A 14,021-nucleotide genomic window follows, 5' to 3' on the forward strand; every position below is an offset into this window, starting at 1 on the left:
CCGAGCCGGGGGCCGCGGCCCTCCGCGTCGCCGCGCGCGAGGCGGCGGCGCTGGCCGTCGAGGCCGTGCGCGCGGAGTCAACGCTGATGCGGGCGTGGAGCGTTGGCCCGGGCGAGCTGGAGCGGATGTCGTTCGAGCAGCGCGCCAGGCTCGCCGAGCGGCTGCGCGCCGGCCGGCTCGCGCCGTGGGCCGAGCTGATCGGCCGCTTCCGGCGGATGGCGGGCGGCGAGGCCGCCCGCCGGGTGGAGGGCGACGCAGGCGAGCTGGTCGGCGTCACCCTCGGCGACGACCTCACCCGCGTCATCCCCTCCGAGCTGGCCAACCTCGGCACGCCGGAGCTGCGCGCGGTCTTCGCCGCCCGTTACGCCGCCGGGGAGTTGATGCTCTACGAGGGCCTGGCCGAGCGGGCCACCGGCCGGGGCGCGATCGTCGCGTGCGTGGACACCTCGCACTCCATGTACGAGGCGGGGCCCGGCGGGGTGACCAGGGAGGCGTGGGCCAAGGGGTGCGCCCTGGCGCTGCTGGACCAGGCCCGCCGCTCCCGACGGGACTTCGTCGGCGTGCTGTTCTCCTCGGCCGACCGGCTGCGGGTCTTCCGCTTCCCGGCCCGGCGGCCGGCCCCGATCGAGGAGGTGCTGGACTTCGCTGAGACGTTCCTCGGCGGCGGCACCAGCTACCAGGCGCCGCTGTCGGCGGCCGGAGAGCTGCTGGCGGAGGAGTTCGAGGACGCGGGCCGCGCCCGGGGCGACATCGTGCTGATCACCGACGACGAGTGCGGCGTCACCGAGGAGTGGCTGCGCGGCTGGCGGGAGGTCAAACGGCGGCTGGGATTCCGGGTCTTCGGCGTGGCCGTCGGTGCCCCGTCCGACGCGGCTGGGGACGGCTCGGCGCTGGCGGCGCTGTGCGACAACCTCAGGTCGGTCGAGGACCTGACGGACGTGCGGGCCGCCGCCGACCTGTTCCGGGTGATCTGACGTCTCCTGGCGTGACCCGACGCATCGGGTCACGCCAGGAGCTGGCGTCACTGGCCGGCGCCCCAGTCGGCCCAGTCCATGTTCCAGCCGTTGATGCCGTTGTCCGGGGCGATCACGTCGTCCTCGGAGTTGATCACCTCGACCACGTCGCCGATCATCGAGTTCTCGTAGAACCAGGCGGCGTCGGTGTTCGGGTCGCCCGCGCCCTGGCGGTCCTCCAGGCCGACGCAGCCGTGGCTGACGTTGTCGCTGCCGAAGGTGGCGGAGGACGCCCAGTAGTTGCCGTGCACGAAGGTGCCCGAAGTGGACAGCCGCATGGCGTGCGGAACGTCCGGGATGTCGTACTCACCGCCGAAGCCGACCGTCGCCCCGTCCATCCGGGTCTCCTTGTGCTTCTCGGTGATCACCATCTTTCCGTTCCAGGTCTCGGTGCCCGGCGCGCCGGCGGTGATGGGAACGGTGCGCAGCACCTCGCCGTCCCTGACGACCTCCATCGTGTGCGCGGCCGCGTCCACGGTGGAGACCTGGCTGCGGCCCACGGTGAAGGTGACGTCCTCGCGCAGCGTGCCGAAGACCCCGTCGGCGCCCTCAACTCCCCGCAGGCGGAAGCGGATCTCGACCTCGGTGCCCGGCTCCCAGTACTCCTCGGGCCGGAAGTCGACCCGCTGGTTGCCGAACCAGTGCCCGCGCACCTCCACGGGCGGGTCGGTGGTGATCTGGATGGCGTCCCTGACCTCGGCGGTGTTCTCGATCGCGGTGTCGAAGGTGACGGACAGCTCCATCCCGACGCCCACCTCGGAGCCGTCGGGGATGTTCCAGTAGCTGGAGAACGTCGCGTCGGCCGCCACGGTGGTGAAGGTGGCGGTGGCGGTCTCGGACTCCCCCTCGCCGTTCTCGCCGACCGCCGTCACGGTGTACTCGGTGTCGTTGGCCAGCGCCTCGCTGGGCGCCCAGGCGTCGGCCTCCTCGGTCAGTTCGCCCGCGACCTCCTCGCCCTCGGGCCCGGCCACCGTCACCTCGGTGAGGGTGCCGCCCTCGGCGGTGACCGCCAACTCGCCCTGGGTGGGCACGTCCACCGCGCCGTCCTCCGGCGCGATGGCGATGGCCACCGCCGCCGCCGGGCTCTCCTCCTCGGACGGCTCCTCGTCGCCCCCGCCCCCGCCGCCGCACGCGGTCAGCGCCAGCAGCAGCGCCCCCAGCAGCGCGCCCGTTCCGACGGCGCCTCTCCGTCTCCCACTCCCCGTTCGCACGCCCTTCGCTCCCCTCCACGACCCCGAAATTGTCGATCAGGTAATCACATGAACACTCGTGAGACGGGCGCGGAACTGTCACCGTTCCGTCGCAGTTCACGCCGGGGTGCGCCGGCCCGCGCGCCCCGGCGCGCGAGGCGGCGCACCCCGGCGTTCACCGGCTCCCCGCGTCGCCGCGAGCGCCCCCCGGGACAAGTCATGGCAAAATGCCGTATTCCCGGACCGTGGCGGAGCCGACGGCCAACACCGTCCCGCCAGCACGTGCGGGCCGCCCTGGAACCGGGAACCATCCGGGTCAAAGACATATGGAGGGCGCCCGTGTCCCTGGCACCTGAGCACACGAGGACCGACGTCTGGCCCGGCCACCCACAGCCCCTCGGCGCCCGCTTCCGGGTCGGCCCCGAAGGCACCGAGGGCACCAACTTCGCCCTGTGGGCCGGCGGCGCCGAAGCCGTCGAGGTCTGCCTCTTCGACGAAGAGGGGCGCGAGACCCGTTGTCACCTGGAGGAGTTGACCCACGAGATCTGGCACGGCTTCCTGCCCGGCGTCCGCCCGGGCCAGCGCTACGGCTACCGGGTGCACGGCCCCTGGGACCCGTTCGCCGGCGCCCGCTGGAACCCGGCCAAGCTGCTGCTCGACCCCTACGCCCGCGCCGTGGACGGCGAGTTCGCCCTCCCCGACGAGGTCTACGGGCACAACCGCCACCACCAGCCGCCCGAGTTGGCCGACACCGTCAGGGACGACCACGACTCGGCGCCTTTCGTGCCCAAGGGCGTGGTGGTGCACGACACCGACACCTGGGTCGACGACCGCCGGCCCAAGACCCCCTGGGCCGACTCCGTCATCTACGAGCTGCATGTGCGCGGCTTCACCATGCGCCACCCCGGCATCCCGCCCGAGCTGCGCGGCACCTACGCCGGCCTCGGCCACCCGGCCGCCATCGAGCACCTGGTCCAACTCGGCGTCACCGCAGTGGAGTTGCTGCCCGTTCACCAGTTCGCCCACGAGGACCACCTACTGCGCAGGGGCCTGGTCAACTACTGGGGCTACAACTCCATCGGCTACTTCGCCCCGCACGCCGCCTACAGCGCCTCGGGCACCAGGGGCCAACAGGTCGGCGAGTTCAAGAACATGGTCAGGGCGCTCCACCAGGCCGGCATCGAGGTCATCCTCGACGTCGTCTACAACCACACCGCCGAGGCCGGCGAGGGCGGCCCGACCCTCTCGCTGCGCGGCATCGCCAACCCCGGCTACTACCGCCTCGCCGAGGACCCCCGCCACTACACGGACTACACCGGCTGCGGCAACACCCTGCACGTCGTCCAGCCCCAGGTGCTGCGGCTGATCACCGACTCGCTGCGCTACTGGGTGCAGGAGATGGGCGTCGACGGCTTCCGCTTCGACCTGGCCGCCGCGCTGGCCCGTTCCTTCCACGACGTGGACATGCTCTCCCCGTTCCTCGCGGTGATCGCCCAGGACCCGGTGCTGCGCCGGGTCAAGCTGATCGCCGAGCCCTGGGACGTGGGCGACGGCGGCTACCAGGTGGGCGCGTTCCCGCCGCTGTGGACGGAGTGGAACGACCGCTACCGCGACACCGTGCGCGACTACTGGCGCGGCGCGCTGCCCGACGTGCGCGACCTCGGCTACCGGCTCTCCGGCTCCAGCGACCTCTACGCCTGGGGCGGCCGACGCCCTTATGCCTCGGTCAACTTCGTCACCGCGCACGACGGTTTCACCCTGCGCGACCTGGTCTCCTACGAGCGCAAGCACAACGAGGCCAACGGCGAGGACAACCGCGACGGCACCGACGACAACCGCTCCTGGAACTGCGGCGTCGAGGGCGAGACCGACGACCCGGCGATCAACGCGCTCCGCCGCCGCCAGCTGCGCAACCTGCTCACCACGCTGCTGCTCTCCACCGGCGTGCCGATGCTGGTGGCCGGCGACGAGTTCGGCCGCACCCAGGGCGGCAACAACAACGGCTACTGCCAGGACAACGAGGTCGGCTGGGTGGACTGGTCGCTGCCCGACGACCCGACCTGGCGCCCGTTGCTCGACCTGACCCGGCGCCTGATCCGGATGCGCCGGGAGCATCCGGTGTTGCGCCGGCGCGCGTTCTTCTCCGGGCGCCGGCAGGCGCCGGCCGGGATAAGGGACCTGGGCTGGTTCACCGCCGACGGCAAGGAGATGACCGAGGAGGACTGGTACGCGCCCAGCCGCACCGTGGCGATGTACCTCTCCGGGCGCGACATCCCGCAACGCGACGAGAAGGGGCGGCCGGTGACGGACGTCAGCTTCCTCGCCGTGCTGCACGCCGGCGACCGGCCGCTGGACTTCCCGCTCCCCGGCCCGCCCTGGGGCGCCGTCTACCGGCTGCTGCTGGACACCTCACGCGAACGCCAGGACGTGGCGCCCGACTCCACCCACCTCGGCGGCACGATCCTCCGCGTCCCGGAGCGCTCCGTCCTGCTGCTGCGCGTCGAGCCGGCCGACCCGGAGATCCGGGCCGGGGCGTAGCCGCCGGGCGCCGTCCCTACGGGTCGGCCGGGTCGCCGAGCAGCGCCGTGTAGGCGCCCTCGGCGGCCCGGCCGGGCGCGGTGCCGACCGGCGCGTGCCGAAGGAACGAGCCGGTCGTCCCGGTGTGCAGCACGCGGCCGCGGTCGAGCACGGTCACCTGGTCGGCCTCCTCGGCGAGGTCGGCCACGTCATGGGTGGACATGAGGATGTGCACCTCGTCACGGAGCGCGGCCAACAGGTCGCGGAACACGCGCCGTTGGCGCGGGTCCATGCCGGCCGTCGGCTCGTCCAGCAGCAGCACCCGCGCCTCGTGGACCAGCGCGGTGGCCACGCCGACCCGGCGCAGCTGTCCCCCGGACAGCCGCGACGTCCGCTCGCCGGCCCGGTCGGCCAACTCGACGCGGGCCAGCGCCCGTTCGGCGCGCTCCCAGGCGTCGCTCCGCGCCATGCCCTTGAGCCGGCCGACATACGCGACATACTCCCGCGCGGTGAGGGAGGGCAGCGGCGTGATGGCCTGCGGCATCCACGCCACGGCCCGCCGGTAGGACGGGGACCCGTAGGCGAGGCCGCCGAGGGAGACCGTCCCCGCGCGCGGTGCGAGCGCCGAGGCGGCGAGCTTCAACAGCGTGGACTTCCCCGCGCCGTTGGGACCCAGCAGCACCGTCAACCCGTCCGGCAGCCGGTAATCCAGCTTCTCGATCACCGGCGGGCGGCGCCTGCGGTAGCCGTAGGTCAGGGCGGAGAGTTCCAGATTCATATGCCCCTCCTCGTTCATATGCCCCTCCTCGGGCCTCGGTGGTGGACGGCCACGCCGGCGAGCAGCAGCGCGACGGTGGCGAGCGCGGCGTGGGCGGCGCCGCTCGGTTCGGGGACGACCGTCCACGGATAGGGGTCGTTCGGCCTTCGGAAGCCGAGCAGCACCACGGTCATCAGCCAGGTCAACGGTGCGAGGACAGCGGCCTGCCCGGCGAAGGGGCGCAGCAGGAGTAGCAGGCTGACGAAGAAGACCGTGTTCCGGCCCGCCGCCCTGACCGCGTCCGCGTCAAGCCACCACCCCAGCGGCAGGCAGACGACGACCGAGGCCGCCATCACCAGCCCGACCAGGGCGGTGTCCATCCGACGCACCGGGCGAACTCCCGTGTCCTCGGCGGCCGGCAGCCGCGAGTCCAGGCACAGGGCGAGAAGCGCCACCAGCGGGATCGGCGCGAACAGCATGATCCTGGTCTCGCTGCTGCCAGAGACGCTGAACGACGGCAGCCCCGCCGTGTTGTCCCGCAGCACCAGTGCCAACAGCGCGAGCGACGCCAGGCCCAGCGGCAGCAGAACGTGGGCTCGCCGGGTTCGCCACCACCAGCTCACGCGCTCGCCTCGCACGCCGCCCGCGTCGCCTCGTGGTACCAGCGCAGCTGGGTCTCGTCGGGCTCGGCCAGCACCCCGTCGACGATCTCGCGCAGCAACTCCCGTTGCGCGTCGTCCACATAGGGGTCCCGGTCGAGGAACGCCCAGAAGGTCTCCGCGACGCCGGTGCGTTCGCTCGCCCACAGCAGGACGGACCGCTCGGCGCGCGGCTCCGGAAGGTAACAGGGGAAGTCCACCGCCTCGGTCACCATCCGATAGCGGACGGTGCCCTGCCGTTCGCCGCTGGTCAGCCCCAGCCGCCAGGTCTCCTCGGTGGACGCCACGCTGCGGCGGCCGTCGGTCAGGGAGTCCGTCACGGTCCCGGGCGGCTCGGCTATGCCCAACGCGACAAGCGCGTCAAGCGCCCCGACCACCTCCGTCCGCACGGCCTCGATGTCGCCGACGGTCGCCTCCGGCATACAGACCCGGGGCGCCTGGCCCGCGCAGGTCATGGGCGCGGCATCGATCCGGAGCGGGTCGGTGGTCCAGTCGCGGGTCATGGCGTGGGCGACCCCGGCGCCCGCCACCAGCACCGTCAACGCCAGTGCGGCAGCCAGCAGTTGACGCAGCGGCAGCCACAGCGCCGCGACGGCCAGGGCGAGGGCCACGGTCGGCAGCGCCTGCGCCACCAGCGAGCCGACGGTCGCCGTCTCGCCGAACTCCAGGGTGACGCCGTACTGCCCGAGCGTGTAGCGGCGCCAGGGCACGTCCGTGGCCCGGGACGTCGCCACCACCAGCCACACCAGGACCGCCAGCACGGGCGCCGCCACCACGGCCGGCGCCCGCAGCCCGACGGCGAAGCCGACGACGGCGTGTGCCCCGCAGAGCACCAGACCCAGCACCAGCGGGCCGAGGCTCACCGGCGTCGGCACGACGCCGGCCCGCGCCAGGGCGAGGGTGACCAGCAGACACAGCATCAGCCAACCCAGGCCGACCACCGGCAGCAACACCTGCGCGGCGACCAGATAACGGGACCGCGCCGGCGCCAACTCCCAGACCGCCGCCCGCCGCAGCCGCCCGCTCTCCCAGGCCCCGAGCGCGGCGGTCACGCCGTAGGCGAACGCGTAGGCCACCTCCAGCGGCGCGGACACGAGCGTCGGCGCCCAGCCGTAGTCCTGCCGGAAGGCGTTCTCCTGACCGACGGCGACGTAGTAGAAGAGGATCAGCCCCAGCGCCAACGGAGCGATCCACAGGGCGCTGCTGGTGCGCAGCAGCGTGCGTATGTTCAAGGGGAACCTCTCATCGCATGGTGGTGCGGACCTCCACGGGCCCGCACCACCCGGGTGCGACGAATGTCAGGGAGTGGTGTCGACGCTCACTTGGCCGACGAAGAGCAGGCAGCAGGAACCACCGTTCGCGACGCGGTCGACCTCGAAGTAGATCGACGCCGAGGGCACGTTCGTCCAGACGCCCGTGCTGGTTCTCCAGTTCGGTCCGCGTCTGTTCCACTACGTGGAGTGGAAAAGTAAGCCGAACGAGTGAAGATCCTAAGGTCGTTGTGACCCTTGCGCAACCGTAGGTGATCGGGCCGTTGCCCAAGCTTCCGCCCGGTACCGGGGCGTCACCCGGCGACGAGGCGCGTCGCTCGCCGCGCCTCAGACGCGGTAGGTGCCGTCGTTGGCGTAGCCGCGCAGGTCGCGGCGGCGGACCGTGCGCAGGCCGGCGGCCTCGCCCACGCCGCCGCCGTCCTCGGCGATCGCCATCACCGCGAGAAACGCGAAGCCGAGCAGCCACCGGCCGACCGACCGCCAGAACCCGGGCCTGCCACCGTCGTTGACCCGGACCACGCGCAGCGCCCACAGCAACTTGCCGAGGCTGGCGCGGACCAGCCACATGCCGAACACATGGTTGACGAACGAGAAGCCGAACGCGCAGCCGACCAAGGCCAGCACGAAGGTGAGACCTCCCAGGCCGTCCGGCTCCACCGCCACCGCACCGGCCACCCCGGCGCCCAACGCCAACAGCACGTCGGTGCCGGTCGCCAGCACCAGCCACCCCTCGTCGGCCTCCCTCGCGGTCATGCCAACCCCCGTCCCCCCCGTTGCTGCGTGCCCCCGAGGCCCAACGCCCCGTTCGTTGCCGGGAATCTACGGGACCGCGCCCGACAGCCCCGCACCGGCCACGTCACGGATCGACGACAACCGGCCCCCGGACACCCGTCGTTGACAGCGAACGCCCGCCAACCCCGCGATGGGACAATGGTCCACCGGCACCATCCACGCGAGGAACAGCGACGGGCGGTCACGATGACGCGTGCCTCACAGAGGTGGTCGGAGTCCACGGACCGGACCCTCCGCGCCGCCGGCTGGTTCCCCGGGCGGCGGGTTTTCACGGGGGAGTGGGAACGGGTACTCAGGGAGAGCGACGGGTTCGAGGCGCACGAGCGGGCGCGGGCGTTTCTCGCGGAGTTCGGCGGGCTCAGGTTCGCCCTCTCCGGGAAGGGCGTGACGATGGCGCTCGGCCCCTTCTCGCTCGATCCGCTCGAAGCGCGGTGGGAGGCGGACATCTACGCGGCCATGAGCGAGGAGACGGGAACGAACCTCTATCCTGTCGGCGAAATGGACCGGCGGAACCTCTTCCTGGGCATGGCGGAGGACGGTTCGGTCTATCGCGGCCGAGACGCGGTCCAACTCTTCGCCGAGAGCGGTGAGCAGGCTCTGGACAGGCTGATCGTGGGCTACCGGTGAGTCGCGGCCCGGGCCGTCCCGCCCGCCGGCCGCCCCGCCGCCGGCGGGACCCCGCCGCCGGGGCCGCGCTCGCGGACCCGGCGGCACCGTTCACCTGGCGCGGCGTCAGCCGGTCTCGTCCGTGAAACGACCTCCCTCGTCCGCGAGTTGGCGCAGCCGCGCCGGCGGGGTGAAGCGGTCGCCGTACCGCGCGGCCAGCGCCTCCGCTCGGGCGACGGCGCCGGCCGGGCCGCCCGGGAAGCCGTTGAGGTACTGGAGGATGCCGCCGGTCCAGGCGGGGAAGCCGATGCCGAGCAGCGAGCCGACGTTGGCGTCGGCCACCGAGGTCAGCACCCCCTCGTCGAGGCAGCGCACCGCGTCCAACGCCGGGGCCAGCAGCAGCCGGTCGATCAGGTCGGCGAACGGCGGCGGGTCGCCCGCCTCGCCCGCTTCGTCCTCGGGCCGGGCGAAGTGCTCCCGCAACCCCGGCCAGAGGCCGGCCCGTTCGCCGTTCTCGTCGTAGTCGTAGAAGCCGGCCCCCGCCGCCCGGCCGGCGCGGCCGAACTCGTCCACCATCCGGTCCAGCACCGCGTCGCCCGGGTGCTCCCGCCAGACGCCGCCGGCCTCCTCGACCGCGCGGCGGGTCTCCTCCCTGATGCGGCGCGGCAGCGTCAACGTCAGCTCGTCGAGCAGCGCCAGCACCTTCGCCGGGTAGCCGGCCTGGGCCGCCGCCTGTTCGATCGAGGCGGGCGCCACGCCCTCGCCCACCATGGCCAGGCCCTCGGTCAGGAAGTGGCCGATCACCCGGGAGGTGAAGAAGCCACGCCCGTCGCGCACCACGATCGGGGTCTTGCCCAGGGCGCGCACCAGGTCGAACGCCCGGGCCAGGGCCGTCTCGTCGGTGCGGGCGCCGACGACGATCTCCACCAGCGGCATCCGGTCGACCGGCGAGAAGAAGTGCAGCCCGACGAAGTCCTCGGGGCGGCGCACGCCCTCGGCGAGCTGGGTGATCGGCAGCGTCGAGGTGTTGGAGCACAGCAGCGCGTCCGGCGCCACCACCTCCTGCACCTCCTGGAACACCTTCCGCTTGAGCGCCGGGTCCTCGAAGACGGCCTCGATCACCACGTCGCAGCCGGCGAGTTCGGCGACCTCGGCGGTCGGGGTGATCCGTGCCAGCACCTCGTCCCGGCCCTCGGCGGTGAGCCGGCCGCGCCCCACGGCCTTCTCCAACGTGCCGCGCACGGCGGTCAGTCCGCGCTCGGCCGCCTCGGCCGAGACGTCGCGCAGCACCACGTCCAGCCCGGCGACCGCGCAGGCGTGGGCGATCCCGGCGCCCATCATGCCCGCGCCCAGCACCGCGACCCGGCTCGCGTTCCGCGCCGGCACGCCCTGCGGCCGGCTGCGACCGGAGTTGACCGTGCGCATATCGAAGAAGAACGCCTGGATCATGTTCTTGGCGGTCTGACCGACCGCCAACTCGGTGAAGTACCGCGCCTCGATCACCCCGGCGGTCTCCACGTCCACCTGGGCGCCCTCGACGGCCGCCGCCAGGATGTCGCGCGGCGCCGGGTAGGGCGCGCCGCCCAGTCGCTCGCGCAGCCGGGCGGGGAACGCCGGCAGCTGGGCGGCGAGCTTCGGGTGGCTCGGGGCGCCGCCCGGAATGCGGTAGCCGGGCTCGTCCCAGGGCTGCGCCGCCTCCGGGTGCTCCTCGATGAACGTCCGTGCGCGGGCGAGGAGTTCGGCCCGGTCGGCGGCGATCTCGTGCACCAGGCCGACCTCGACGGCCTGCCGGGGCCGGTAGCGCTTCCCCTCCAGCAGCACCTTCAGCAGGGCGTCCGCCAGGCCCAGCAGCCGCACCGTGCGGACCACCCCGCCGCCGCCCGGCAGCAGGCCGAGCGTCACCTCGGGCAGCCCGAACCTGGCCTTGGGCGCGTCCAGCGCGATCCGGTGGTGGCAGGCCAGCGCGATCTCCAGGCCACCGCCGAGCGCGGTGCCGTTGAGCGCGGCGACCACCGGGCGGCCGAGCGTCTCCAGGGCACGTAGCGCGCGCTTGACCCGCAGGCTCCTGGCGAAGACCTCCCCGGCCTGCTCGGGGGTGACGGCGAGCAGGTCGTTGAGGTCGCCGCCGGCGAAGAACGTCTCCTTGCCCGAGGTCACCACCACGCCCCGCAACCGGTCGCGTTCGGCGACCAGTTGGTCAACGGCGTTCTCCAGGGAGTCGATGAACGCCGTGTTCATGGTGTTCGCCGACTGCATCGGATCGTCCAGGACCAGGGTGACGATCCGGCGGCCGTTCCCCGAGGACGGGCTGTCGCCGGCGTCCCCGGGGGACGGGTCGTCCCACTCCAGGCGGACGGTGTTCCGCGCCGGCTCGGTGACGGACGCCGGCTGCGCCGACTCCTGCGGCCCGGGCGGCGTCGCGGGTGCGGACGGGGTGGTCGACATGGCGGGCAACTCTCCTCGAACGGTGGGGAACGGCGGGGGAACGGGCGGTGCCGGCGGCGCGCCGTCGGTGTGGGACGGCGCGCCGCCGGTGCGGTCAGAGACGTTCCAGCACGGTGGCCACTCCCATCCCGCCGCCCACGCAGAGCGTGGCCAGCCCGTACCGCCCGCCCCTGCGCTCCAACTCGTCCAGCAGGGTGCCCAGGATCATCCCGCCCGTGGCGCCCAGCGGGTGGCCCAGCGCGATGGCGCCGCCGTTGACGTTGACGATGTCGTGGCTGAGCCCCATCTCGCGCACGAAGCGCAGCACCACGGCGGCGAAGGCCTCGTTGATCTCCACCAGATCCAGGTCGGCGACCGTCAACCCGGCCTTGGCCAGGGCCTTTCGGGAGGCCGGCGCCGGCCCGGTCAGCATGATCGTGGGCTCGGAGCCCGAGACGGCGGCCGAGACCACCCGGGCCATGGGCCGCAGCCCGAACCGCTCGCCGACCTCGCGGGAGCCGACCAGCAGCAGCGAGGCGCCGTCCACGATGCCCGAGGAGTTCCCCGCGTGGTGCACATGCTCGATCCGCTCCAGCCAGTGGTACTTCTGGAGCGCCACCGCGTCGAACCCGCCCAGCTCCCCGACGGCGGCGAACGACGGCTTGAGCTTCGCCAGCGACTCCACCGTGGTGCCGGGCCGCAGGTGCTCGTCGCGGTCCAGGACGAGCAGCCCGTTGCGGTCCCGTACCGGGACCACCGAGCGGTCGAAGCGGCCGTCCTTCCAGGCCGCCGCCGCCCTGGCCTGCGACTGCTCGGCGTAGGCGTCCACATCCGTCCGGCTGAAGCCCTCGACCGTGGCGATCAGGTCCGCGCCCACGCCCTGCGGGGCGAAGCCCGTGGTGTGGTTGGTCATCGGGTCGTGCGCCCAGGCGCCGCCGTCGGAGCCCATCGGCACCCGCGACATCGACTCCACGCCGCCCGCGAGCACCAGCTCCTCCCAGCCCGAACGGACCTTCGCCGCCGCCAGGTTGACCGCTTCGAGCCCGGAGGCACAGAAGCGGTTCTCCTGGACGCCGGCCACCGTGTCGGGCAGTCCGGCGGCCAGCGCGGCGGTGCGCGCGATGTCCGCGCCCTGGTCCCCGAGCGGGGTGACGACGCCCAGCACGATGTCGTCGATCGCCGCCGGGTCGAGGTCGGGGAAGCGGCGGCGGATCTCGTCGATCAGCCCGACCACCAGGTCGACGGGCTTGACCTCGTGGAGCGCGCCGTTGGCCTTGCCGCGCCCGCGCGGGGTGCGGACGGCCTCGTAGACATAGGCTTCGCTGCTCAACGTCGTTGTCCTTTTCTGCGCGGGTTCACCGGCGGGTTTCCTCGGAGGGCTCGGGGCTGGGTCCCTCAACGGGACGGGAGCGGGGGTCAGTCGAGCAGGGAGCGGCCGATGATCTCCTTCATGATCTCCGTGGTGCCGCCGAAGATCGTGCCCACCCGGCTGTCCGCGAAGGCCCGCGCCACCCGGTACTCGGTCATATAGCCGTAGCCGCCGTGCAGTTGGAGGCAACGGTCGGTCACGCGGTTGGCAAGCTCGGTCGCCCACCACTTGGCCATCGAGGCGTGCGCGGTGTCCAGCGCGCCCGCGTTGTGCTCCGTCACGCAGCGGTCCACGAACGTTCTGGTCACCGCGCACTCGGTGGCCAACTCGGCGATCTGGAACCGGACATGCTGGAGCTTGGCCAGCGGCCGGCCGAACGCCTCCCGCCGCCTCACATACGCGACGGTCTCCGCCAGCACCGCCTCGGCCACCGCGATCGCGCCGACCGCGATGGTCAACCGCTCCTGCGGCAGCCGCTCCATCAGATGAGCGAAGCCCCGGTTGACCTCGCCCAGCAGGTTCTCCCGGGGGACGACCACGTCGGTGAACGACAACTCGGCGGTGTCCTGGGCGTGCAGGCCCAGCTTCTCCAGGTTCCGCCCGCGCTCGAAGCCGGCCATGCCGCGCTCCACCACCAACAGGCTCAGGCCCCTGGCGCCGCCCTCAGGGGTGGTCCTGGCCGCGACGATCACCAGGTCGGAGAGGATGCCGTTGGAGATGAACGTCTTGGCGCCGTTGAGGAGATAGTGGTCGCCCCGGTCCTCGGCCCGGGTGCGGATGCCCTGGAGATCGGAGCCCGCGCCCGGCTCGGTCATCGCGATGGCCGCGATGGTCTCGCCCGAACAGAAACCGGGCAGCCAACGCCGTTTCTGCTCGTCGGTGGCCAACTCGGTCAGATACGGGCCCACGATGTCGTTGTGCACCCGGAAGCCGGGGCCGGTCGCCCCGACCCGAGCGAACTCCTCGGCCAGCACGGTCGGAAAGCGGAAGTCGGCCGTGCCGCCGCCCCCGTACTCCTCGGGCACGGACAGGCCCAACAGCCCCTGCCGGCCGGCCGCGCGCCACACCGAGCGGTCCACCGCGCCCTCCCGCTCCCACCGCTCGTGGTGCGGCAGCACCTCGCGCTCCACGAAGGCGCGCACGCTCTCGCGGAACGCCTCGTGTTCCGGCTCGAAGATCTCCCGACGCATGACCTGTGACCTCAGCCTTCCGCAGCTCTCGGCAGGTGGTGCTCCGCGTTCCCGCTTCCGCCCCTGTCCTCGTTCGGGTCTCCGTTCGAGTCCCCGCTTCGCGAACGGGCCGCGCCGTCCGGACCGTTCCCGCCACCCGAAGCATTCGCGGGGCGCGCGCCGGCGCCCGCTCCCGTCGCGCCCGCCCCCGGCGCCCGCGCGGAGCGCGCGAGCGCCGGGACGCCCCAGTCCTC

At 73.0% G+C, this 14,021-nt stretch carries 11 protein-coding genes; 3 read left to right on the forward strand and 8 right to left on the reverse strand.

The genetic code is table 11. The features are described from left to right. Positions 1-974: VWA domain-containing protein (locus EBN88_RS23045; RefSeq protein WP_122398993.1), on the forward strand; the 974-nt coding region annotated here is incomplete at its 5' end. 47 nt (positions 975-1,021) lie between these two features. Here the strand turns inward: EBN88_RS23045 and EBN88_RS23050 are convergent. After that, complete coding sequence (locus EBN88_RS23050) at positions 1,022-2,224, reverse strand: L,D-transpeptidase (protein WP_233580865.1); 1,203 nt, start codon at positions 2,222-2,224, stop codon at positions 1,022-1,024. Positions 2,225-2,542: 318 nt separating this feature from the next. Between EBN88_RS23050 and glgX the strand changes: the two genes are divergently transcribed. Next, on the forward strand, positions 2,543-4,741 hold the full coding sequence (gene glgX, locus EBN88_RS23055; protein ID WP_233580866.1) for a glycogen debranching protein GlgX: 2,199 nt from the start codon (positions 2,543-2,545) through the stop codon (positions 4,739-4,741). A 16-nt stretch (positions 4,742-4,757) separates the two neighbouring features. On the opposite strand, the gene EBN88_RS23060 is transcribed toward glgX, so the two are convergent. The 4 genes from EBN88_RS23060 to EBN88_RS23075 all read right to left on the reverse strand — a co-directional run bounded on the left by EBN88_RS23060 (position 4,758) and on the right by EBN88_RS23075 (position 8,160). Next, the gene (locus tag EBN88_RS23060) at positions 4,758-5,498 is read right to left on the reverse strand and encodes an ATP-binding cassette domain-containing protein (protein ID WP_122398995.1); all 741 of its coding nucleotides are present in this window, start codon (positions 5,496-5,498) and stop codon (positions 4,758-4,760) included. Between the two features lie 14 nt (positions 5,499-5,512). After that, positions 5,513-6,100, reverse strand: coding sequence for a hypothetical protein (locus EBN88_RS23065; protein WP_147472812.1), 588 nt, complete (start codon positions 6,098-6,100; stop codon positions 5,513-5,515). Continuing rightward, positions 6,097-7,368, reverse strand: a complete 1,272-nt coding sequence (locus tag EBN88_RS23070) for a hypothetical protein (protein WP_122398997.1) — start codon at positions 7,366-7,368, stop codon at positions 6,097-6,099. The genes EBN88_RS23065 and EBN88_RS23070 overlap by 4 nt, the downstream gene beginning before the upstream one ends. Before the next feature lie 366 nt (positions 7,369-7,734). Further along, positions 7,735-8,160 carry an RDD family protein gene (locus EBN88_RS23075; RefSeq protein WP_122398998.1) on the reverse strand — a complete coding sequence of 142 codons (426 nt, stop codon included), beginning with the start codon at positions 8,158-8,160 and terminating at the stop codon, positions 7,735-7,737. A 225-nt stretch (positions 8,161-8,385) separates the two neighbouring features. On the opposite strand from EBN88_RS23075, the gene EBN88_RS30755 reads away from it, so the two are divergent. Continuing rightward, positions 8,386-8,826, forward strand: a complete 441-nt coding sequence (locus EBN88_RS30755; protein WP_158621497.1) for an SUKH-3 domain-containing protein — start codon at positions 8,386-8,388, stop codon at positions 8,824-8,826. A gap of 105 nt (positions 8,827-8,931) precedes the next feature. Here the strand turns inward: EBN88_RS30755 and EBN88_RS23085 are convergent, their stop codons facing one another. The 3 genes from EBN88_RS23085 to EBN88_RS23095 all read right to left on the reverse strand — a co-directional run bounded on the left by EBN88_RS23085 (position 8,932) and on the right by EBN88_RS23095 (position 13,788). Further along, positions 8,932-11,250 (reverse strand): 3-hydroxyacyl-CoA dehydrogenase NAD-binding domain-containing protein, encoded by a 2,319-nt coding sequence (locus EBN88_RS23085; protein WP_122398999.1) that lies wholly within the window; start codon positions 11,248-11,250, stop codon positions 8,932-8,934. Positions 11,251-11,344: 94 nt separating this feature from the next. Further along, a complete protein-coding gene (locus EBN88_RS23090) occupies positions 11,345-12,559 on the reverse strand; it encodes an acetyl-CoA C-acetyltransferase (RefSeq protein WP_122399000.1) in 1,215 nt (404 codons plus the stop codon). A gap of 86 nt (positions 12,560-12,645) precedes the next feature. Further along, positions 12,646-13,788, reverse strand: a complete 1,143-nt coding sequence (locus EBN88_RS23095) for an acyl-CoA dehydrogenase family protein (protein ID WP_122399001.1) — start codon at positions 13,786-13,788, stop codon at positions 12,646-12,648. Between the last annotated feature and the right edge of the window lie 233 nt (positions 13,789-14,021).

The sequence above is a fragment of the Streptomyces triticirhizae genome (genome assembly GCF_003696235.1).
In the GTDB taxonomy this organism is placed as follows: Bacteria; Actinomycetota; Actinomycetes; order Streptomycetales; family Streptomycetaceae; genus Streptomyces; species Streptomyces triticirhizae.

What these genes read in the sequence shown, in the direction of transcription:
- EBN88_RS23095 (WP_122399001.1), bottom strand. Translation starts at nt 13,788, where the DNA reads ATGCGTCGGGAGATCTTCGAGCCGGAACACGAGGCGTTCCGCGAGAGC.
- EBN88_RS23060 (WP_122398995.1), bottom strand. Translation starts at nt 5,498, where the DNA reads ATGAATCTGGAACTCTCCGCCCTGACCTACGGCTACCGCAGGCGCCGC.
- EBN88_RS30755 (WP_158621497.1), top strand. Translation starts at nt 8,386, where the DNA reads ATGACGCGTGCCTCACAGAGGTGGTCGGAGTCCACGGACCGGACCCTC.
- EBN88_RS23085 (WP_122398999.1), bottom strand. Translation starts at nt 11,250, where the DNA reads ATGTCGACCACCCCGTCCGCACCCGCGACGCCGCCCGGGCCGCAGGAG.
- EBN88_RS23075 (WP_122398998.1), bottom strand. Translation starts at nt 8,160, where the DNA reads ATGACCGCGAGGGAGGCCGACGAGGGGTGGCTGGTGCTGGCGACCGGC.